The 19,301-nt window shown below is 66.6% G+C and carries 18 protein-coding genes and 2 riboswitches; of the genes, 9 read left to right on the top strand and 9 right to left on the bottom strand.

The window, feature by feature from the left end; genetic code table 11:
• Positions 1-16 precede the first annotated feature (16 nt).
• The gene (gene groL / locus ACV095_RS16720; RefSeq protein ID WP_018769535.1) at positions 17-1,651 is read left to right on the top strand and encodes a chaperonin GroEL; all 1,635 of its coding nucleotides are present in this window, start codon (positions 17-19) and stop codon (positions 1,649-1,651) included.
• Positions 1,652-1,801: 150 nt separating this feature from the next.
• Here the strand turns inward: groL and ACV095_RS16715 are convergent, their stop codons facing one another.
• Complete coding sequence (locus ACV095_RS16715) at positions 1,802-3,112, bottom strand: ABC transporter substrate-binding protein (protein ID WP_056389162.1); 1,311 nt, start codon at positions 3,110-3,112, stop codon at positions 1,802-1,804.
• A 293-nt stretch (positions 3,113-3,405) separates the two neighbouring features.
• Between ACV095_RS16715 and ACV095_RS16710 the strand changes: the two genes are divergently transcribed.
• Positions 3,406-4,527, top strand: coding sequence for a ribonuclease HI family protein (locus ACV095_RS16710; RefSeq protein ID WP_144601291.1), 1,122 nt, complete (start codon positions 3,406-3,408; stop codon positions 4,525-4,527).
• 25 nt (positions 4,528-4,552) lie between these two features.
• Here ACV095_RS16710 and ACV095_RS16705 read toward each other — a convergent pair whose 3' ends face one another.
• From ACV095_RS16705 to ACV095_RS16690, 4 genes are all read right to left on the bottom strand, one after another.
• On the bottom strand, positions 4,553-4,840 hold the full coding sequence (locus ACV095_RS16705; protein ID WP_268002621.1) for a WXG100 family type VII secretion target: 288 nt from the start codon (positions 4,838-4,840) through the stop codon (positions 4,553-4,555).
• 106 nt (positions 4,841-4,946) lie between these two features.
• Complete coding sequence (locus tag ACV095_RS16700) at positions 4,947-6,458, bottom strand: sensor histidine kinase (RefSeq protein ID WP_268002622.1); 1,512 nt, start codon at positions 6,456-6,458, stop codon at positions 4,947-4,949.
• A gap of 2 nt (positions 6,459-6,460) precedes the next feature.
• Entirely contained in the window at positions 6,461-7,171 is a 711-nt protein-coding gene (locus ACV095_RS16695; protein WP_018769540.1) for a response regulator transcription factor, read from the bottom strand.
• A gap of 73 nt (positions 7,172-7,244) precedes the next feature.
• Positions 7,245-7,745, bottom strand: a complete 501-nt coding sequence (locus ACV095_RS16690) for a DUF427 domain-containing protein (RefSeq protein WP_026265813.1) — start codon at positions 7,743-7,745, stop codon at positions 7,245-7,247.
• A gap of 245 nt (positions 7,746-7,990) precedes the next feature.
• Here ACV095_RS16690 and ACV095_RS16685 point away from each other — a divergent pair, with 245 nt between their 5' ends.
• On the top strand, positions 7,991-8,248 hold the full coding sequence (locus ACV095_RS16685) for a hypothetical protein (protein ID WP_134165648.1): 258 nt from the start codon (positions 7,991-7,993) through the stop codon (positions 8,246-8,248).
• Positions 8,249-8,253: 5 nt separating this feature from the next.
• The gene (locus tag ACV095_RS16680) at positions 8,254-9,123 is read left to right on the top strand and encodes an FHA domain-containing protein (protein ID WP_478222313.1); all 870 of its coding nucleotides are present in this window, start codon (positions 8,254-8,256) and stop codon (positions 9,121-9,123) included.
• A gap of 19 nt (positions 9,124-9,142) precedes the next feature.
• Here ACV095_RS16680 and ACV095_RS16675 read toward each other — a convergent pair whose 3' ends face one another.
• From ACV095_RS16675 to ACV095_RS16665, 3 genes are read right to left on the bottom strand one after another with little or no spacing between them, the layout of a single operon-like run.
• Complete coding sequence (locus ACV095_RS16675) at positions 9,143-10,789, bottom strand: DNA repair helicase XPB (RefSeq protein WP_478222312.1); 1,647 nt, start codon at positions 10,787-10,789, stop codon at positions 9,143-9,145.
• A 12-nt stretch (positions 10,790-10,801) separates the two neighbouring features.
• On the bottom strand, positions 10,802-13,276 hold the full coding sequence (locus ACV095_RS16670) for a helicase-associated domain-containing protein (RefSeq protein ID WP_478222311.1): 2,475 nt from the start codon (positions 13,274-13,276) through the stop codon (positions 10,802-10,804).
• A 10-nt stretch (positions 13,277-13,286) separates the two neighbouring features.
• Entirely contained in the window at positions 13,287-13,520 is a 234-nt protein-coding gene (locus ACV095_RS16665; protein WP_144601288.1) for a hypothetical protein, read from the bottom strand.
• A gap of 226 nt (positions 13,521-13,746) precedes the next feature.
• Between ACV095_RS16665 and ACV095_RS16660 the strand changes: the two genes are divergently transcribed.
• Positions 13,747-14,130 carry a cold-shock protein gene (locus ACV095_RS16660; RefSeq protein ID WP_018762148.1) on the top strand — a complete coding sequence of 128 codons (384 nt, stop codon included), beginning with the start codon at positions 13,747-13,749 and terminating at the stop codon, positions 14,128-14,130.
• Positions 14,131-14,137: 7 nt separating this feature from the next.
• Entirely contained in the window at positions 14,138-14,686 is a 549-nt protein-coding gene (locus ACV095_RS16655; protein WP_056389144.1) for a DUF3027 domain-containing protein, read from the top strand.
• A gap of 97 nt (positions 14,687-14,783) precedes the next feature.
• Here ACV095_RS16655 and serC read toward each other — a convergent pair whose 3' ends face one another.
• Positions 14,784-15,914 carry a phosphoserine transaminase gene (serC, locus tag ACV095_RS16650; protein WP_056389141.1) on the bottom strand — a complete coding sequence of 377 codons (1,131 nt, stop codon included), beginning with the start codon at positions 15,912-15,914 and terminating at the stop codon, positions 14,784-14,786.
• Positions 15,915-16,207: 293 nt separating this feature from the next.
• Between serC and ACV095_RS16645 the strand changes: the two genes are divergently transcribed.
• The 3 genes from ACV095_RS16645 (at position 16,208) to ACV095_RS16635 (ending at position 19,149) form a co-directional block, all read left to right on the top strand.
• Complete coding sequence (locus ACV095_RS16645) at positions 16,208-16,909, top strand: iron-dependent transcriptional repressor DtxR (protein WP_018769550.1); 702 nt, start codon at positions 16,208-16,210, stop codon at positions 16,907-16,909.
• A 125-nt stretch (positions 16,910-17,034) separates the two neighbouring features.
• Positions 17,035-17,259: riboswitch (cyclic di-AMP (ydaO/yuaA leader) on the top strand.
• A 12-nt stretch (positions 17,260-17,271) separates the two neighbouring features.
• Complete coding sequence (locus ACV095_RS16640; protein ID WP_134165667.1) at positions 17,272-18,093, top strand: M23 family metallopeptidase; 822 nt, start codon at positions 17,272-17,274, stop codon at positions 18,091-18,093.
• A gap of 128 nt (positions 18,094-18,221) precedes the next feature.
• Positions 18,222-18,401: riboswitch (cyclic di-AMP (ydaO/yuaA leader) on the top strand.
• Between the two features lie 70 nt (positions 18,402-18,471).
• On the top strand, positions 18,472-19,149 hold the full coding sequence (locus tag ACV095_RS16635; protein WP_134165666.1) for a C40 family peptidase: 678 nt from the start codon (positions 18,472-18,474) through the stop codon (positions 19,147-19,149).
• Positions 19,150-19,301: the final 152 nt, after the last annotated feature.

Raw genomic sequence — 19,301 nt, 5'->3', positions numbered from 1 at the left:
AAGGACTACTGCCGTTATGGCCAAGATCATTGCATTTGATGAAGAGGCACGCCGCGGCCTTGAGCGTGGCCTGAACACCCTCGCCGACGCCGTTAAGGTCACCCTCGGCCCGCGTGGACGCAACGTCGTCCTCGAAAAGAAGTGGGGCGCCCCCACGATCACCAACGATGGTGTTTCCATCGCCAAGGAGATCGAGCTGGACGATCCTTACGAGAAGATCGGCGCTGAGCTGGTCAAGGAAGTTGCCAAGAAGACCGACGATGTTGCCGGCGACGGCACCACCACGGCCACCGTCCTGGCACAGGCCCTGGTCAAGGAAGGCCTGCGCAACGTTGCCGCCGGCGCCGACCCGCTGTCCCTCAAGCGCGGCATCGAGAAGGCCGTCGAGGCTGTCACCCGCGAACTCCTGGCTTCCGCCAAGGAAATCGAAACCAAGGAAGAGATCGCGGCCACCGCCTCCATCTCCGCCGGTGACGACGAAATCGGTGCCCTCATCGCCGAAGCCCTGGACAAGGTGGGCAAGGAAGGCGTTATCACGGTCGAGGAGTCCAACACCTTCGGCCTGGAGCTCGAGCTCACCGAAGGCATGCGCTTCGACAAGGGCTACATCTCCGCCTACTTCGTCACGGACGCCGAGCGCCAGGAAACGGTCCTTGAGGATCCGTACATCCTGATCGTCAACTCCAAGATCTCCAACGTCAAGGAACTGGTTGCTGTCCTGGAAAAGGTCATGCAGTCCAACAAGCCGCTGCTGATCATTGCCGAGGACATCGAGGGCGAGGCCCTGGCCACCCTGATCGTCAACAAGATCCGTGGCACCTTCAAGTCTGTCGCCGTCAAGGCTCCGGGCTTCGGCGACCGCCGCAAGGCCCAGCTGGCCGACATCGCCGTCCTCACCGGCGGCCAGGTCATCTCCGAAGAGGTTGGACTCAAGCTGGAGAACGCCGGCCTGGAACTCCTGGGCCAGGCCCGCAAGGTTGTTGTCACCAAGGACGAGACCACCATCGTTGAAGGTGCCGGCGACGCCGACCAGATCGCCGGCCGCGTTTCCCAGATCCGCGCCGAGATTGAGAATTCGGACTCCGACTACGACCGCGAGAAGCTGCAGGAGCGGCTGGCCAAGCTGGCCGGCGGCGTTGCAGTCATCAAGGCCGGTGCCGCCACCGAGGTTGAGCTCAAGGAGCGCAAGCACCGCATCGAGGACGCAGTCCGCAACGCCAAGGCTGCAGTTGAAGAAGGCATCGTGGCCGGTGGCGGCGTGGCCCTCATCCAGGCCGGTGCCAAGGCATTCGCCAACCTGCAGCTCTCCGGCGACGAAGCAACCGGCGCCAACATCGTCCGCGTTGCCATCGACGCCCCGCTGAAGCAGATCGCCTTCAACGCCGGCCTCGAGCCGGGCGTCGTGGTGGACAAGGTCCGCGGCCTGCCCGCAGGCCACGGCCTGAACGCAGCCACCGGCGAATACGTCGACCTGCTGGCTGCCGGCGTCAACGACCCCGTCAAGGTAACCCGATCTGCCCTGCAGAACGCGGCTTCCATCGCTGGCCTGTTCCTCACCACCGAAGCAGTGGTGGCTGACAAGCCGGAGAAGAACGCCGCCCCCGCAGGCGGAGACGACATGGGCGGCATGGGAGGCATGGGCGGCTTCTAAGCCCTCCTGCCGGGACCTCTCCCGCCAACCGCAAAGTGCGGCCCCCTCGTTTGCGAGGGGGCCGCACTTTTGTGCCGGAGGTTTTGTTCCCGGCCACGGATGCGGCCTGTGCCGGCTTGGCCGCCTGGACAAGGAGCTGTGGGAGGGGAGTTACTTCCGGGCCGAATCCAGCATCCCCTGGACTTCCTTCTTGAAGGCTTCCGCCGCGGCCTGCGGGGTCATCCGGTCGTACAGCACTTCATCCGTGTACCTCCTGATGACGTTCTGGACGCTCCCTGCACCCACGGGCGGGACAGGCGGTGCGTCCTTGATGTCCGGGGCTATGTCCTTCAGGAATCCAACCACGGTGGTGTCAGCCGGCTTAAGCTGCGGGGTGATGCCCGAAACGATGTCCGGATTGGTGGGGACGCCCCTGTCGGTCATCAGGATGGCGCCCGCCTCCGGACTGTTGGTGAGGTAGTTGATGAACTCCGCGGCCTGCTGGGAATGCTTCGAACGGGAGGATGCAGACCAGAACATGGTGGGCTTGTAGTACATGCCATTGCCGGCCGAGGCGCCGTCGACGCTGGGGGCCCGCAGTATCTTTATGCTGCTGCCGGTGGTGGCTTCAAGGGAACCAAGCTGGTTGGTCCACCACCAGGCCATGGCCACCCGGTTTGTTCCGAACAGGCTTTCCTCCAGTCCTGCCCCTGCATCCTCGGTTGCCACGGTGGCCGCCGGGCTGGCCTTGGAGTCGCGCTGTTCCTTGATCCGTTCCCAGAAGGACGCTGCAGTCGCGGCTTCAAAGTCGAGCTTGCCGTCCCCTGAGTACAAATTCTCGCCGTGCTGGCGCAGCCAGATGATCAGGTCGGCTTCGTTGCTGCCATAAGCGGCCCCGTAACTCTTCCCGTCACCTGCTGCGCTGATCTTCGCCGCCGTGTCCACGAAGTCTTTCCACGTCCAGGTCTTGTCGTCCGGCACGGGCACTCCCGCTGCCTGGAACACTTTCGTGTTGGCCATGATGACATAGGCGTTCCGGCCTGTGCTCAGCCCGTACTGGGCGCCCCCGTACTGGCCCGACGCAAGCGCTTCCTTGTCCAGTTTTGAGGTATCGATGCCGTTTTGCCTGGACAGGTCCATCAGCGCCCCGCGGCCGCCGTATTCGGCGATGTATTTCTGGTCCATCTGGATGACGTCGGGCGCATCGTTGGCGGCGGTCTTCGTTGCCAGCTTGTCCCAGTAGCTGGACCATTCTCCCGGCTCCGCTTTGATCTTGATGTTCGGGTGCGATGCCTCAAAGGCCGCGATGACCTTGTTTGTCTGTGCGTTCAGGTATTCATTGCCCCACCAGGCGAACCGCAAGGTCACCTGGCCGTTGTCGCCTGAACCGCCGGGGGCCCCGCAGCCGGTGGCCAGGATGGAGAGGGCCAGCGCGGCCGCGCCCAGCTGGAAGCGGCGCCGGCTTACGACTGGAATCGTCATTGATGTTCCTTCCGGATGGGCTCCTTGTGCGCCGGGGTCGCCGTGATGCGCGGACCGGCGAAGATCAGAAACCGTTTTCTCGAGTGATGAAGTGATTGTGTCGCGCCCGGCATGCTCACGTCAAGAAGTTTCGGTAAGCGTTTTCCCAACCCCTGTCGCTTCGGCCGTCAAAGTTGCGCTTACGACCATTCGCACAGCCCGCTGCCGGGGCGCCGGAAGGGGTGCGGCAGCTCGCCCAGGCTGGGATGCTGTGGCGTCGGTCCAATGTCGGTGGCTTCTGGCAGGATGGTTTGGTGACGATTACTGCAGCGGCTGATGGTTCGGCCTTGGGAAATCCCGGTCCGGCTGGCTGGGCCTGGTATGTGAATGACGATTGCTGGCGGGCCGGGGGCTGGCCGCACGGGACCAACAACCAGGGTGAGCTGATGGCTGTCCTTGACCTCCTGCGCGCCACCGCCCACCTGCCCGGTGAGGACCTGCGCATCCTTTGCGACAGCCAGTACGTGATCAACTCAATTACCAAATGGATGCCGGGCTGGAAGCGCAAGGGCTGGCGCAAGGCAGACGGAAAACCCGTCCTGAACGTGGAACTGTTGAAGGAACTCGACCGCGAGCTGGCCGGCCGGGTTTACACATTTGAGTGGGTCAAGGGCCACGCCGGCCATGAGCTGAACGAGGCTGCGGACGAACGGGCCAGGGCCGCGGCAACGGCGTACCAGCAGGGCGTGGCAGCAAGGTCCGGGCCCGGGTTCCCCGGCGGACACCACCCTGGCGCGCACCACGCAGCTGCACACCACGAAGCCGCACACCAACCTGCTGCGACCCCATCCGGCTCCGGACATGCGGCCGACGGGCAGCCCTCCGGTATTGGCTTCCCGCCCGCCACCCTGGACATCCCGACCGCTGCTCCTGGGCGCCCGGTACCAGGGGCCGGCGGCGGCGCACCGGCCGCGGGCGCCGGCAGGCCGCGCGCCACCCCTGAACCGCTCCCGGCCTTCGATGAACTTGACCTGTTCAGCGAACTGGACACAGACGCCCTTGACATGGCCGAGGCAACGCAACAGGCCGGCGCCATCCCGCCTGAGGCGCTGGTCGAAGAGCTCGAACGTGAGCTGCTGGGCCCACTGGTGCGGGGGGATATCGGCCGGACGGCTGTCCTGCTGCACCCGGACTTCATGGAGATTGGCAGCTCGGGAAGGGTCTGGACCCGGGACGCCATGATGATGGCCCTCGAAGAGGATCCCGGTGAACGGACCGATATCGAAATCCTGGGCGCTGACCGCATCGGCACCAGCGCGGTCCTGCTGACCTACCGCAGTTTCGCCCGCTCAGGCACCACGCTGCGCAGCTCGCTGTGGGTCCTCGACGGCGGCCGGTGGCGGCTGCGGTTCCATCAGGGAACGCCGGAAGCGTAGGCGAACCGTTCAGCTCACATGGGCGTCAGCTGAACCGCTGCGTGTTTCCCTGCTCCGCCTGGGCATACGTGGCCGCTGCAGAGGCCAGGGCCGCGTTGATGGACGCGAGCGACGCCTCCACCCGGCCCTGGGTGATGGTCCATTCGGTGATGAGCGCCTGGAAGTTGGTGGCCGCTGCACCGCGCCATGATCCCTGCAGTTCGTCGAGGCCACGCTTCATTGCGTGCACGTCCGCGCTGATCCGGTCCACGGTGGCCTGGACGTTCGCGGACTTCAGCTGCAGTAATTCGGGGTCGACGGAAATAATGCTCATGGCTGTGCCTTTCGATACGGCGGGCGGACCGCCCCCGCGCCCGGCGGATCCGGGCTGCTGGGACGAGCCTATGGAGCAGAACCGGGCGGCAGCCATGGCCGGAGGACTATATGTGGATAACGGACCCGTCGCTGCCCTTGGCCCCTGCGGCACTGCGGGCGGTGGTTTCCTGCCCGTCCGCGCCGCCAGTGCGGGCGGAATCCTCACGCCGCGGAAGGCTCACCACCAGCGTGGCGCCGCCGCCGTCGGTCTTTTCCACCCTTACCGAACCGCCGTGCGACCCCACGATGGCCGCCACGATGGCGAGCCCGAGGCCGCTGCCGCCCGTCTCCCTGGTCCGGGACGTGTCAGCCCGGTAAAAGCGTTCAAAGACCTTGGCTGCGTCCTCTTCCGAGATACCCGGCCCATGGTCCCGGACTTCGATGATGGAACGTTCTTCGCCGTCCGTCCCGCGGACCCCGACGGCGACTTCGATGGGGCTGCCCTCCGGGGTATAGCGCAGGGCATTGCCCACGAGGTTGCCCACCACCTGGCGCAGCTTGGCCTCATCCCCAAGGACCGGGGCCGGTGCCGCCGGTCCGCCGTCGAGTCCGGTGAGCGTGATCAGCCGGGACCGGTCGCTGGCCTGGGTATCAACCACGGCGTCGTGCGCAATCAGTTGCAGGTCCACGGGCTTCTGCTGCAGCGGCCGCTGTTCGTCGAGGCGTGCCAGCAGGAGCAGGTCCTCAACCATCGAACCCATGCGCTTGGCTTCGCTTTCGATCCGGCCCATGGCGGTGGCCACGTCTTCGTCCGTCGCCAGGGCGCCGTGGCGGTACAGTTCGGAGAACCCGCGGATGGTGACCAGGGGAGTGCGCAGTTCGTGGGACGCGTCGGCGGCGAAGCGGCGCATCCGTGCCTCAGAGGCGGTCCGTGCAGCGAACGCGGTCTCGATGTGCGCCAGCATGGCGTTCAGCGAGCTGCTCAACCGGCCCAGCTCGGTGGCAGGGTTCTCCACCTCCACACGGCGGGAGAGGTCACCGGCGGCAATCGCTGCCGCAGTCTTCTCCACGCGGGCCAGCGGCCGGAAGGACCTCGACACGGTCCAGCTGGCAATAAGCGAGGCCAGCAGCAGCGTCAACAGGCCCACCCCGGTGACCACCAGGGTGGCATGCTTGAGGACATCGTCGACGCTCTCCAGGGGCAGGCCGATGACCACCACGGCGGTGGTCTGGCCGTTCTGGACGGTCACTGCCACCACCCGCCAGTTTTCCCCGTCCGTTCCACGGACCTGGAAGGGAACCAGCCCGCGTGCCTGCGCCTGCTCCACGGAGATGGCGCTGATGTCCGGGTGGTCGTCCGGATCGCCGCCGAAGGTGTACGGCTGCTCACCCGGGGCGAAGAGCATCAGCGAATAGTCGGTGGGAATGGAGCTGGGCGCCTGCAGCTGCGTGAACGAGCGCTGTTTCCGGGCAGAGTCGACGGCGGCATTCAGCTTGTCGTCCACCTGCCCCTGGAGATAGCTGTGCAGCAGCGTCAGTGTGACCGCTCCGGTCACCGTCAGGGCCACAATCAGCAGGGCCATGATCATGGCCACCAGCTGCGACCTGAGCGAGGCCGACTTCCACCGCTTCAGCAAGGTCAGCGCTTTTCAGCCGTCCGGAGCACGTAGCCCACGCCGCGCTTGGTCTGGATCAGGGCCGGCGCCTCCGGGTCGATGTCCACTTTCCGCCGAAGGTAGGAAATGTAGGACTCCACGATGGACGCGTCGCCGTTGAAGTTGTACTCCCACACATGGTCCAGGATCTGCGATTTGGACAGCACCCGGTTGGGATTGAGCATGAGGTAGCGCAGCAGCTTGAATTCCGTGGGGGAGAGCTCGATGACAGTGCCCCCGCGCCGCACCTCGTGGGCGTCGTCGTCGAGTTCGAGGTCGTCAACGCGGATCACCGCATCGTCGTCCAGCAGGGGCTGCGTCCGGCGCAGGACGGCGCGGATCCGGGCCACCACTTCGTCGAGGCTGAAGGGCTTGGTGACATAGTCGTCACCGCCCACGGTGAGGCCGGTGACCTTGTCCTCGGTGTCGTCCTTCGCGGTCAGGAAGAGGACCGGGAAGTGCTTCCCGGCGGCACGGAGCCGGCGGGTCACGGTGAAGCCGTCCATGTCAGGCAGCATGACGTCCAGCACGGCCAGGTCAGGGGCGTGCGTGTCGGCCGCGGCGAGGGCATCGCGCCCGTTGGCAGCGGAGACCACTTCAAAGCCGGCGAACCGCAATGACGTAGAGAGGAGCTCGCGGATGTTGGGTTCATCGTCGACGACGAGCAGCCTGGCTTCTGGACCGTTCTTGTTCATGTTCCCATCATGCTCCCAGTCTCTGGGAGTTGTCTGGATATTCGTTGTGAGCATGATGAAGGCCCGCTTGGGCTTACCAGTCCATTGTTCCCGGCTCGCCTTTGAAGGGACCCACCACGCGGCTGGTGATCCAGCCACCATAGAAGCGGCCCGGCTGCGCCTGCACCCGTTCCCCGTCAACTTCGCAGAAATCCATCCTCCCGGCGTAGACGGCCACCCGCCCGGCGAGCGCCTCAAACCCGGACGCCGGCTCGGGGTAGGACCAGGCAGCGCCGTCCGCCTCCTTACCCCCGCCGCGCACCGTCAGGTAATTGGCCGCGCCCTTGAACTCGCAGAAGCTGCTGCCGGCAGCAGGCTCCAGCGCGCCGGAGACGAATGCTGACTGCCGGACGTAGTACACCGGTGGATGGCTGGTCTCAAGAACGCGCAGCGAGTCGGTGGTGTCAAGGATCACCTCGCCTCCAAGTACGATGCGTATGCGTTCCGTGCTGGGTTCGATCCGCGGCGGCCGGGGATAGTCCCAGACCGACTCCTGCCCGGGCCCGGGCACGACGGGAATGATTCGTGGACTCATGCTTCCAGTGTGCGTCGCAGACCGTTGTTACGCACCAGGGAACCCAATTCACGGCAAGAACGTTCCGCGCCCGGCATCTTCCCCCGCCCTGCGGCCGGGAATACAGTGATGCTTGCCGGGCGGTCAAGCCCGGCACCAGCGTTCCAACGGATCACCGGCTGCCGCCTCGTCCCGTCCCTGGTGGTCCCGCGCCAACAACGGTAGTAACCCGATAGTTCCTGGCCCATCGAAGGGGATAGACCATCATGACTGACCTGAGTGCTTCTGAAAACGCAGCTGTAAACGAACGCAGCATCCGGGATTGGGCAGACCTTGCCGAGGAGATGTGGTCCTATCTCACCGGCAAGGGTGCTGCGATCAACTACCAGTTCGTCGATATGACCATTGAAGTTCCACGCGACATCGGCCCGGACGCGCCGCGCGCCACATGGAAGCTCAACGGCAGCCTGCGCGTCACCACCAGCGACAGGGATGCCGCCGGGTCGGACGCGAACCGCGGCTGACGGACATGCCCCAGTACCGTCTGGACGTTGATCTGGACTTCTCCTACACGGACGAGTCCGGTGCCGTCACCTCGGGCAGCGCCAGGGCCGCCGGCACCGAGGTAACAGTGTCCCTGGAAGGCCTGGAGCCGTTGACCGGCGGCGGGCTGCCCTCCCTGGAGGAGATCAAACCGCTGGCGGAGCTGCTGGCCCGCAAGGGGGTGAGCATCACCGTGGCCGGCCCCGGCGGAAACATCCTCAGCCTGGGCAACGTGGCCAGCCCTGCCTCCCAGCGGCTGGTCACGCGTTCCCCCCACATCAAGCTCGGCAAACTCGGCTCCCTGCTGCCGTTGGTCCGCCAGGGCAGGCGGAGGCCCAAAGGAATGCGGCTGCTGCCGCCGTCGACTCCCTTGCCGCTGGTGCCCACTGTCCAGCGGAAGATCACCCGCCGCATCACCACCACCCACTACGCCAGGGGCGGTGGCCGGCCGCGGCTGATCTTTGTCCAGGACGCCGCCACCTGGACCGGGCAGATTCCGCGGGAGGTGGCCCTCACGGCAGACGTTACAACGATAGGGAGCGGCGCAGGCGCGGACGTCCGCCTCGAGGGCCTGGCGGAGTTGCACGCCGAAATCAGGCACGACGGGCAGGATGAATACGTCCTGGTACCGAACGGTCCCGTCAGCGGCAGCGTCTCCCTGACGGGACCATCCGTCCTGCGGACCGGGGCAAGGATCCAGATGGGGCAATGGTGCCTGGCCTTCTTCCGGGAGGAATTTGCGGACCACGGCCGTCCCTACGGCGGCCGCAGCGGCGGGGAACTGGCCTACGAACGCCCGCAGTTCGATCCCAGAACGGGCACCATGGAGCGCGACAGTTCCGAGGGCGTGACGTGAATGGCGTGCACGCTGCGGGTCAGTCCGCGGCGTGCACGTCCTTGGCGTCCATGATCCGGTAGGCATACCCCTGCTCGGCCAGGAACCGTTGGCGCCTGGCAGCGAACTCCTGGTCCAGGGTGTCCCGTGCCACGAGTGAGTAGAAGCGGGCCGCCCTGCCGTCCTTCTTGGGCCGCAGCAGCCGGCCCAGCCTTTGCGCCTCCTCCTGCCGCGAGCCGAAGGAGCCTGAGACCTGGATGGCCACCGAGGCCTCCGGCAGGTCGATGGAGAAGTTGGCCACCTTGGACACCACAAGGGTCTGCAGCTCCCCGGCGCGGAACGCGTCAAAGAGCTTCTGCCGTACCTTGACGGAGGTATCGCCCTTGATCACCGGTGCCTGCAGCCGCTCGCCCAGATCGTCCAGCTGGTCAATGTACTGGCCTATCACCAGCAGCTGCTCGCCGGCGTGCAGCGCCACCAGCTGCTCCACCACGTGTGTCTTGGATTCGGAGGTGGCGCACAGCCGGTATTTGTCCGCGTCGTCGGCCATGGCGTAGGCCACGCGTTCGTCCTTTGGCAGGTCGACGCGGACCTCCACGCAGTCGGCCGGCGCGATGTAGCCCTGGGACTCGATGTCCTTCCAGGGTGCGTCATACCGCTTGGGTCCGATCAGGCTGAACACCTCGCCCTCGCGCCCGTCCTCCCGGACCAGGGTGGCGGTCAGCCCAAGGCGGCGGCGGGCCTGCAGGTCGGCCGTCATCCTGAAGATCGGTGCGGGCAGGAGATGGACCTCGTCGTAGATGATGAGTCCCCAGTCGTGGCCGTCCACCAGTTCCAGGTGGGGGTAGATGCCGCCGCGCTTGGTGGTGAGCACCTGGTAGGTGGCGATGGTCACCGGCCGGACCTCTTTCAGGGCGCCGGAGTATTCGCCCACTTCCTCCTCTGTAAGGGAGGTGCGCCTGAGTAGTTCGTCCTTCCACTGCCGGGCGGCCACGGTGTTGGTGACCAGGATCAGTGTGGTGGTGGAACCGGTGGCCATGGCCGCGGCCCCCACCAGGGTTTTGCCGGCGCCGCAGGGCAGCACCACCACCCCGCTGCCGCCCGCCCAGAAGTTTTCGCTGGCCAGGCGCTGGTAGGGCCGCAGTTTCCACCCGTCCTCGTTGAGGGAGATCAGGTGCGGCGTGCCCACCACGTAACCGGCCAGGTCCTCCGCCGGCCAGCCGAGTTTCAGCAGCAGCTGCTTGAGCTGCCCACGCTGGGAGGCATGCACCACCACCGTCTCGCCGTCGATCCTTGGACCCAGCAGCGGTGCGATCTTTTTGGCCCGGATCACTTCCTCCAGCACGGGGTAGTCATCGGTCCGCATGACCAGTCCGTGGCGCGGGTCCTTTTCGAGGCGGAGGCGTCCATACCGGGACATGGTCTCCTCGACGTCGATCAGCAGCGAATGCGGAACCGGGAAACGCGAGTACTTGAGCAGCGCATCCAGCACCTTCTCCGCATCCAGCCCGGCGGCCCGGGCGTTCCACAGCCCCAACGGGGTCAGCCGGTAGCTGTGCATGTGCTCGGGCGCCCGCTCCAGTTCGGCGAACGGCGCAATGGCGTGCCGGGCCTCGGTGGCCAGCTCATGGTCCACCTCGAGGAGGATGGTTTTATCGCTTTGGACGATCAGGGGTCCGTCGGTCACGCGGGGAATCCTTTACTGGCGCAGTTCCTCTGCGGCCTCAATGTCGATGATGCGATGGACGGACAGGACCCGCTCGGTGTCCTTGGCAGGATCGAACACGCGGACCCGGCCCCCGCTCACAGAAAGCGGAACAACAATTTCCAGGCTTGCATTCCCCAGATTGTCCACCACGTTCATGTGGATCCGCTGCTTCAGCCGGATGGCCCGTTGCAGTGCCTCAAGCCCCAGCTGGGTTGCTGCCTCGCCGCCGGCGGCGGTACCGGGGTGGTGTCCGACGGCGGGGCCCGGCCGCCGCAGGACGTCCAGCTGGGCGTCAACCTCCTCCGCCGCGGGCGCCATCCGCGGGGCGGTATAGACGGGACGCAGGCTTTCCTGCGGTATGGAAGACCGGCGGACGTGGGCGGCGGGTTCGACGCCGTCCACAGAAGGGGACAGGCCCAGGCTCCGAAGTGCGGCGGCGAGTTCGCGGGGCGGTGCCGACGACGTGAGGACCGTGGGGGAAAGGCGGGCCAGGCCGAGCTGCGCCGCTTTGGGCCCCGCCAGCAACTCGCGGAGTGCGGCTTCATCATCGCTCTGGACAAAGCTTGCGGCCTGGCCCACCCGGAGCTGGCCGTGCCGGGAGGCCGTGTCCTCCACCAGGTACTCCAGCGGCTGGGGGACAGCGGTGGCGGAGTGTTCCCGGAGAAACGCCAGCAGGCCTGCGGCGTCGTAGCCCTCATCGAGTGCCCGTTTGATGGACGTCGCCGAGAAGCGGTAGATGGTGGCCGGGCCCTGCCCCTCGGCGTCCGCCATGACCAGGAGCTTTTCGGTCAGGGCGGGAGCGAGGTAGCCGGGCGCAACGGCGGTCAGGTCTGCCTGCAACAGCACATGGTTCAGGGCTGCCGGCAGGTGCTCGCCAAGGATGGCAAGGGCAGCATCGGGCTGGTCTTCGGCGAACGCGCTTCCGAGTTGGCTCAGCGCACCTGAGCCCACCAGGCCCAGCATCTCCGCCTCGGCGAGGACTCCCCGGATGAGGGAACTGAACCGCCGGGCCATCCGCGGCTGGGACCATTCCGCACGCTGCAGGACCGCGGCGGCATCCAGCACGGGCACGGTGCCGTCCGGTCCTGCAGCTTCGAGCGTGAGTTCGTGCAGGATCTCCAGGATGCGCTTGCGGACCACCGGGGCGTCAGGCCGCTGCGCACCGGCGGACAACGCCGGGATGGTGGCTCCTGACGGTCCCCGGGATGGTGCTGCCGCTGCCGTGTTCATGGGCTGGCCCACCATAGATGGCACCCGCTCGCTGGCCAGCCAGGCGTTGACCAGCCACAGCCATTGTTCCTGCCTCGGCAGTACCAGCCATTCCAGCTGCGGCGGCTGCACCCATGAGGACGAGTCGACGTCGAGGCGGATCAGGCCCGCCAGGCCGCACAGCTCCAACAGCCGGCCCGTCACGCCCTGGTCGACGCGCAGCTGGTCGGACAGGCGGCGCATCTCGCGTATCCCCACGCCTCCGCTGCGCAGCGTGGCCAGCGGGTTCTCCCTGACGGCATGCAGCAGTTCGGAGACCAGCCGCAGGGTTTCAGAGATGGCGCTGAGCGCTGCATTCCTGCGCAGCGCCGCGGTGGTCCGGCCAAGCTCCGGGACCGGCGGGGACAGGGTGAAGTCGTCGATGATCGCCCCGCCGCGCAGGGCCAGCCCCACGCTGTGCGGCAACTCCACATGGGCGGCATCCAGCGGAACCAGCAGCCCGCGCGCAAGGAGCCAGTCCACGGGCCCGACGTCGGCACCCTCCGTGGTGACCGACGCTTTCCGTTGCGCCTGGGGGACGGCACCCATGGCCCAGTTGCGGAACCTGGCGAGCAACGCCGTCGTCCGTTCCGGGGCGTTGGCGAGGATGTCCCGCAGTGCCTCGGGGGAGGAGGTCCAATGCTGGAGCGCCAGCGCCGCCTCCATGGGCGTGCTGGCATCGTGGATCGCGAATCCGCCGCGGTGCAGTTCGGAGACCAGCTGGACCACCCGCTGGGCGAAGGCCGGCTGCAGGCGGACCAGCTCCGTGTAGCTGCGGCCCAGCCCGGCGGGATAGATTCCCACCACATCCTTGAGGGAGCCGACGGGGAGGTAGTAGTGGTGCCCGGCAGCCTGGGCGTGGGCGCCATGCGGGGGGACAGCAGGATGCGCCAAAGCGAGTTCCTGCAGGGTGTCCATGATCTGTTCGATGACGGCCAGGGATGAACCCCGGATCAACTGGTGCAGGCCCTCCGCCGAGGCGCTGTGCCCGGTGTCCGTGTTGGTGCACAGATGGAGGGTCTCAAGCACCTGCATCTGCGGCCGGGTGAGGCGCTCCAGCGCACGCTGGACGCTGACCCGTGAACTGGCACGCGCCGCCAGCGCGGCGAAGTCCGGAACAGAGGGGGAAATGAGGTCCGGCCGCGCGGCGAACAACGCGCGCAACGAGTCGTCGCTGCGCGCCTCCAGGTCCTTGCCGAGCGCTCGAATGAGGGACATCAGTCCAACGTTACCGCGGCTCCCGCTTCCCCGCCCGCCGCCGGGCGGCAACGCCGTCCAGGACCACCAGGAGCATCAGGATGAAGGCCGCCGGCAGGCCGTAAAGGGCCGAGTAGGTGACCCAGGCGGGGGCGACCGTGTTGGCGAAGGCAAGCGCCATCACAGTTCCCACAGCAATGAGGGACAGCACGGCTATAACAGCGGCGAGGACCATCAGCGGCCGCCGGTAACGCAAGGGAGTCATGGACGTAACGCTACAGCGGCAGCAGCGCCGCAAGTGAAAGCACCGGGAGCTTGCGCCCGGGGCGGAACGGTGCGGCCGGAAGCGTGATTAGGGCACGCGGCAGGATAACCTTGAAGGATACAGACCAACACGGTTTGCGCTGGCCATACCTTGAACCCGCACAACAATGCGGACGCGGTGGCAGCCGGCCGTGTCTCATGACAGCAGAACGAAGAAGGTTGATTACGTGCCTACCGGCAAGGTCAAGTGGTATGACAAGGACAAGGGCTTTGGGTTCCTCGCGGGCGAAGACGGCCAGGAGGTCTTCCTGCCCAAGTCGTCGCTGCCCGAGGGCGTGACGGAACTGAAAGCGGGCACCCGGGTTGAGTTCGGGGTTGCGGACGGCCGCAAGGGCGCCCAGGCCCTGGGCTTGCGGGTGCTGGACAAGACCCCGTCCATCGCCAAGGCCAAGCGCCCCAGCGCGAAGGACCTCGCCCCGCTGGTTCAGGACCTGGTGACCGTCCTGGACAACCTGTCCGGAACCTTGTCCAAGGGCAAGTACCCGGACGGCAACAAGGGCAAGGCCATTGCTGCCGCCCTGCGTAAGGTTGCCGACGAGCTGGACGTTTAGGCTGCCCATGGACCCCCAACCTGATCAGCCGGGCACGCCAGTGCAGGAGCAGGCTGCCAAGACCCAGCCCAAGCGCAAGGCAGGCGTGCCCGTGTGGCGCACGGGCAAGCCCGATGCTTTCCTGGCCGCGGCGGTGGACACGGCCCGGGCTGCAGTGGAGGGCATCACCCCGGCCGGCACCATCGGGCCGCACCTGGCAGCCAAGAGCGAGGGCGACCGGCTGGTCACGCACCTGTTCGAATCCCGGCTGCCCGGCTATGTGGGCTGGCAGTGGTATGCGGTACTGACCCGTAACTCGCGCTCCAAGGTGGTCACGGTCAACGAGTTGGGCCTGCTGCCGTCCGGGGACTCCGTCCTGGCCCCGGAGTGGGTGCCGTGGGCCGAACGCGTCCGTCCCGAGGACGAACAGCAGCAGGAGCCGGAACAGCAGGAACCGGAACAGCAGGAGCCCGGGCAGGGGACCCCGGATGGGCTTCCGGCAGCGGAGCGGGAACCCGGGGATGAAGGGCCGGCCGACGACGGCGCGGAGCCTGACGCCGAAACAAGGACTTCCTGACCACAAACAAACGGCGCCGTCCGGGGGAAACCCGGGCGGCGCCGTCGTGCTTTAACTGTGGTTACTTGCGCAGCTCGGGTTACTTGCGCAGCTCGGGTTACTTGCGCAGCTCGCCCACCACGTAGTCGATGCTGGCCAGCAGGGCGGAGACGTCGCTGGGCTCGATGGCCACGAAGGTGGCGATGCGCAGCTGGTTGCGGCCCAGCTTCCGGTAAGGCTCGGTGTCCACGATGCCGTTGGCGCGCAGGACCTTGGCCACGGTGGCGGCATCAATCGATTCGTCGAAGTCGATCGTGGCGATCACGTTGGAGCGTTCCTCGGGCTTGGCCACGAACGGGGTGGCGAAGCCGGACGCTTCCGCCCAGCTGTAGATGCGGCCGGCTGAATCGGCCGTCCGCGCAGCCGCGAAGTCCAGGCCGCCGTTGGAGTTCAGCCACTGGACCTGGGCATTCAGCGTCACCAGCGTGGACAGCGACGGGGTGTTGTAGGTCTGGTTCAGGCGGGAGTTATCGATCGCGGTCTGCAGGTCCAGGAAATCCGGGATCCAGCGGCCGCTGGCCTTGATGCGCGCGGCGCGTTCCAGCGCTGCGGGGGAGAACAGGCCAAGCCAGAGGCCGCCGTCGGAGGCAAAGTTCTTCTGCGGGGCGAAGTAGTAGACATCGCTCTCGGCAACGTCCACGTCCAGTCCGCCGGCCGCCGATGTGGCGTCCACGAGGACCAGTGATCCCTCGTCGGCTCCGGCTACCCGCTTGACGGGGGCGGCGACGCCGGTGGAGGTCTCGTTCTGCGGCCAGGCGTAGACGTCCACGCCGGCCTCGGCCTTGGCTGCGGGCCGGGTGCCGGGCTCGGACTTGATGATGGAGGAGGCTTCCAGGAAGGGCGCCTTGTTGGTGGCGGCGGCGAACTTGGACCCGAACTCACCGAAGGACAGGTGCTGGGCCTTCTTCTCCACGAGGCCGAAGCTCGCGATGTCCCAGAAAGCCGTGGAGCCGCCGACGCCGAGGACCACCTCGTAGCCTTCCGGGGCGCGGAAGAACTGGCTCAGCCCTTCACGGACCGCTCCGACCAGGTTCTTGACCGGGGCCTGCCGGTGCGATGTGCCAAGGATCGTCTTGGAAGCTGCTGCCAGCGCGTCGATCTGCTCCTGCCGGACCTTTGACGGGCCGGCTCCGAACCGCCCGTCCTGGGGCAGGAGGTCGGCGGGGATCGTGATGCTGGTGTCGCTCACAGGTGCTCCAATTCGGCGGGGACAAAAGTTTGGTCCGGAAGGGCGGGCGGTCGGTGGCCGGCAGCGCCGGTGGCTGCGCTGCGGGCCATTCCCATTCTGCCTGAACCGCCGCCGGGGGCGGGAGCCAGGCCCGTCATAGTCCGGACAGTGAGACGTACCGTCCCCGCGCAGCCCCTCGGGGCGCGGCTATTCGGACAAAGTCAAAATAGGCTAAGCTTTCCCCCGGACTACTTTGCGCGAAGAGGCGATACGGTGGGACAACGCAAGGTACTGCGCTCGAGGAGCTGAGCTGGATGACGGATCTGATCGACACTACGGAGATGTACCTCAGGACCATTCTGGAGCTTGAGGAAGAAAACATCGTTGCCCTTCGGGCCCGTATCGCCGAGCGTCTGCGCCACTCCGGTCCCACCGTTTCCCAGACCATCGGCCGCATGGAGCGGGACGGGCTGGTGGTCGTATCCGGCGACCGGCACCTGGAACTCACGGACACGGGCCGCAAGCGCGCCACGGAGGTCATGCGGAAGCACCGGCTGGCCGAACGCCTGCTGGCAGACGTCATTGGCCTGGACTGGGCCTACGTCCACGACGAAGCCTGCCGCTGGGAACATGTCATGAGCGAGCGCGTTGAGCGCCGCATCTACGAGATGCTGGACCACCCCACCGAGTCGCCGTACGGCAACCCCATCCCTGGCCTTGCGGCGCTGGGCGGCCAGGCGGGGCCCGGCTTTGCCGACGGCGCCATCAGCCTGGTGGAAGCGATGAAGAATTACGGGCCCGCCTCCGGAGTGACCATCAGCCGCCTGGCGGAGCCGATCCAGGTGGAACCGGAACTGCTGGCGCAGCTGGACGAGGGCGGTATCCGGCCGGGTGCCGCCGTGGCGCTGGAACGCGTGGGCGAATACATCTCCGTGCGGGTCCCTGGAATCGAAGGCGCATTGGAGCTGCCGCCCGAGGTTGCCGCCCACGTCTTTGTGGCCATCAGCCAGCCCTGATCGGGGCGCCCATACCCCACAGAGGGGCAACCACGCAAAGGTAACGGAATTGTTACCTAGGGTCTTAAGCCCCTATAGTGGAACCAAGCGTTGATACATAAGCGTTACCTGATCCGGAGCCGAGCTCTGCCAGCGGGCCAGGTGCACGAGTCGTTACTGGCAGAGGCGGGGGAACCACAAGCGGCAGCGGGGGACTGCCTTGGGGTGAAGTCCGTCAGCAGCAAGCCTCTCCAGTGAAGGATTCTTCCGGGAATACCCCCTGTGCAGAAGCTTGCCTAAGGCGGACCGGGTCTTTGATCTCTCTGACCCGAATCCGACAGCTAACTCCGCAGGCTTCTTCCAGAGAGGAACCCTTCTTGACCATGCAGACCTCCCGGGGCCGCCGCCGCGCGGCCGGCCCCCCTTCGGCACCCCGGGTTGCCGAAGTTGTCGCAGCGGAGCGCCCCCGCGACCTGCATCGTGACGCGCGCCGCCGCCGGGGTCCCTTCCGGCAGATGACGGAGTTTGCCGCCGCCAGCGGTATTGGCCAAAAAGCCGGCATTGCCCTTGCCGCCACAGGCCTGGTGCTGACGGTCACGGTGCCCGCCACGAGTCCCGTCATGGCCACGGATGCCGCCGGCAGTGCCCCCATGGCCGCGTCCGCCGTCAGCCCCCAGCCCCAGATCTCGGCCGATGTCGGAGCACAGATCGACTTCAGCCGGTCGGCCGTGGTGACCCAGGCCGACCCGGACGGGAAGCTGAAGCAACTCCTGAGCGCCCAGTCCGCCGGCTCCGTCACGCGTGCCGCTTCGGCCGGCACCCTGGCTGCACCCCTCGCCTCCCTCACCACCGCTTCCCCCTTCGGCTACCGGGTCAGTCCGATCACCGGAGGCTCCGGAGACTTCCACCGGGGCCAGGACTTCGTGGCGCAGTGCGGGACCTCGGTCCTGGCCGCCGCGACAGGTACCGTGACCTTTGCCGGCTGGCACCAGTTCGGTGGCGGAAACCGCGTGGTCATTGACCACGGCAACGGGCTGGAGACCACCTACAACCATCTCTCGTCCTTCAACGTCAAGGTGGGCCAGACCGTCTCCCGCGGGGACGTGGTGGCACTGAGCGGTACCACGGGCGCATCCACTGGCTGCCACCTCCACTTCGAGGTGCAGGTCAATGGCGAAGTTGTCGATCCCATGGGCTGGCTGTAGCCAAATGGTTGCCCGCTCTCACATGTCCGCGACGCGCCGTGACCTGAATGTGACATTGAAGCAAAACTGCTGTACCGTCTAACTCGCGTCAACTTTTCCGAAGTTGACGCTCTTGAGTGGATTGCCTAACTCTGCCACCGCTCAAGGTCCGTTCGCATTTCATCGTCTGGCAGGGGCGGGGGAACCAATTTTGGCCTTCATGTTCAGAAGGCCTTGGGGTTAAGTCACAAGCTTCCCAGGAAGCAGCGTGGCCGGGTGACTCCCATCCGAATCCGACAGCTCACCTCGCAGGCATTGGGAGAGGCTACCTTCGTGTCTTCACGCCATCATTCTGCGCGCCACCGTGCGCAAACGGTTCGCACCAACCCCCTGGACGCCATGTCCAAGGCCGTCAGTGCAAATGCCGGGACCGTAGGCCGCCAGGCTGCCGTTGTGGCAGCGGCTTCCGGCCTCATCCTGAGCATGGGCCTGCCCGCCACGGCAGCTGACACCACGGCCGGTGTCTCTGCCTCCACCGAGTCCGGCTCGTCCCAGGCAGCCCTCGCTGTCACGGCCGCACCCACGGCCACGGTGTCCTTCGAGCGTCCGGTCGTCAAGACCACCGCTGCTCCGAAGGTGGAAGCGGTGCGTACCCAGTCCACGGCCTCGGCGAACCGCGCCACCACTGCAGGCCAGGAGGCGTCTCCGGCCGCCAAGACGGCGGAGACCGTATCCGCTGCGGCAACCTCGGGCATCGCTGCCATCGCCTACACCGGCATCGGCCACTCCTACGTGTGGGGCGGCACCAGCCCGGTCACCGGCTGGGACTGCTCCGGGTTCGTGCAGTGGGTTTACGCCCAGGCCGGAATCAGCATCCCCCGCACCAATGCGTGGAGCATCATGACTCCCACCTCCACCCCGCAGCCGGGTGACCTGGTTGTCCAGAACGGTGGCGCGCACGTCGGCATCTACGTCGGCAACGGCATGATGATCAGCGCACTCAACCCCTCCCAGGGCACGCTGCTCCACTCGCCTGCAGCCACTGGCACCTCCTCGTACTACCACTACGGCAACTAGTTCTTGGGCTTAACGCTCCAAGGGCTATTTCTTTGCCCAAGGCTTTTTCGCTAGAAACCACATCCCCGTTCGGGACGCGCCGACGTACCCCCAAGATGCCGGCGCGTCCAACAACCTTCGCCTGCCTACAAGCGGTTTGAGGGAAAAACGAA

The organism is Arthrobacter sp. JDC6, assembly GCF_056484025.1.
Note: the sequence above shows the minus strand (reverse complement) of the source record. Positions and strands in the feature narration are given on the sequence as shown.

What these genes read in the sequence shown, in the direction of transcription:
- ACV095_RS16705 (WP_268002621.1), bottom strand. Translation starts at nt 4,840, where the DNA reads ATGAGCATTATTTCCGTCGACCCCGAATTACTGCAGCTGAAGTCCGCG.
- ACV095_RS16715 (WP_056389162.1), bottom strand. Translation starts at nt 3,112, where the DNA reads ATGACGATTCCAGTCGTAAGCCGGCGCCGCTTCCAGCTGGGCGCGGCC.
- ACV095_RS16640 (WP_134165667.1), top strand. Translation starts at nt 17,272, where the DNA reads ATGCAGACCTCCCGGGGCCGCCGCCGCGCGGCCGGCCCCCCTTCGGCA.
- ACV095_RS16655 (WP_056389144.1), top strand. Translation starts at nt 14,138, where the DNA reads ATGGACCCCCAACCTGATCAGCCGGGCACGCCAGTGCAGGAGCAGGCT.
- groL (WP_018769535.1), top strand. Translation starts at nt 17, where the DNA reads ATGGCCAAGATCATTGCATTTGATGAAGAGGCACGCCGCGGCCTTGAG.
- ACV095_RS16645 (WP_018769550.1), top strand. Translation starts at nt 16,208, where the DNA reads ATGACGGATCTGATCGACACTACGGAGATGTACCTCAGGACCATTCTG.
- ACV095_RS16635 (WP_134165666.1), top strand. Translation starts at nt 18,472, where the DNA reads ATGTCCAAGGCCGTCAGTGCAAATGCCGGGACCGTAGGCCGCCAGGCT.
- ACV095_RS16680 (WP_478222313.1), top strand. Translation starts at nt 8,254, where the DNA reads ATGCCCCAGTACCGTCTGGACGTTGATCTGGACTTCTCCTACACGGAC.
- ACV095_RS16670 (WP_478222311.1), bottom strand. Translation starts at nt 13,276, where the DNA reads ATGTCCCTCATTCGAGCGCTCGGCAAGGACCTGGAGGCGCGCAGCGAC.
- ACV095_RS16690 (WP_026265813.1), bottom strand. Translation starts at nt 7,745, where the DNA reads ATGAGTCCACGAATCATTCCCGTCGTGCCCGGGCCCGGGCAGGAGTCG.
- ACV095_RS16665 (WP_144601288.1), bottom strand. Translation starts at nt 13,520, where the DNA reads ATGACTCCCTTGCGTTACCGGCGGCCGCTGATGGTCCTCGCCGCTGTT.
- ACV095_RS16695 (WP_018769540.1), bottom strand. Translation starts at nt 7,171, where the DNA reads ATGAACAAGAACGGTCCAGAAGCCAGGCTGCTCGTCGTCGACGATGAA.
- ACV095_RS16685 (WP_134165648.1), top strand. Translation starts at nt 7,991, where the DNA reads ATGACTGACCTGAGTGCTTCTGAAAACGCAGCTGTAAACGAACGCAGC.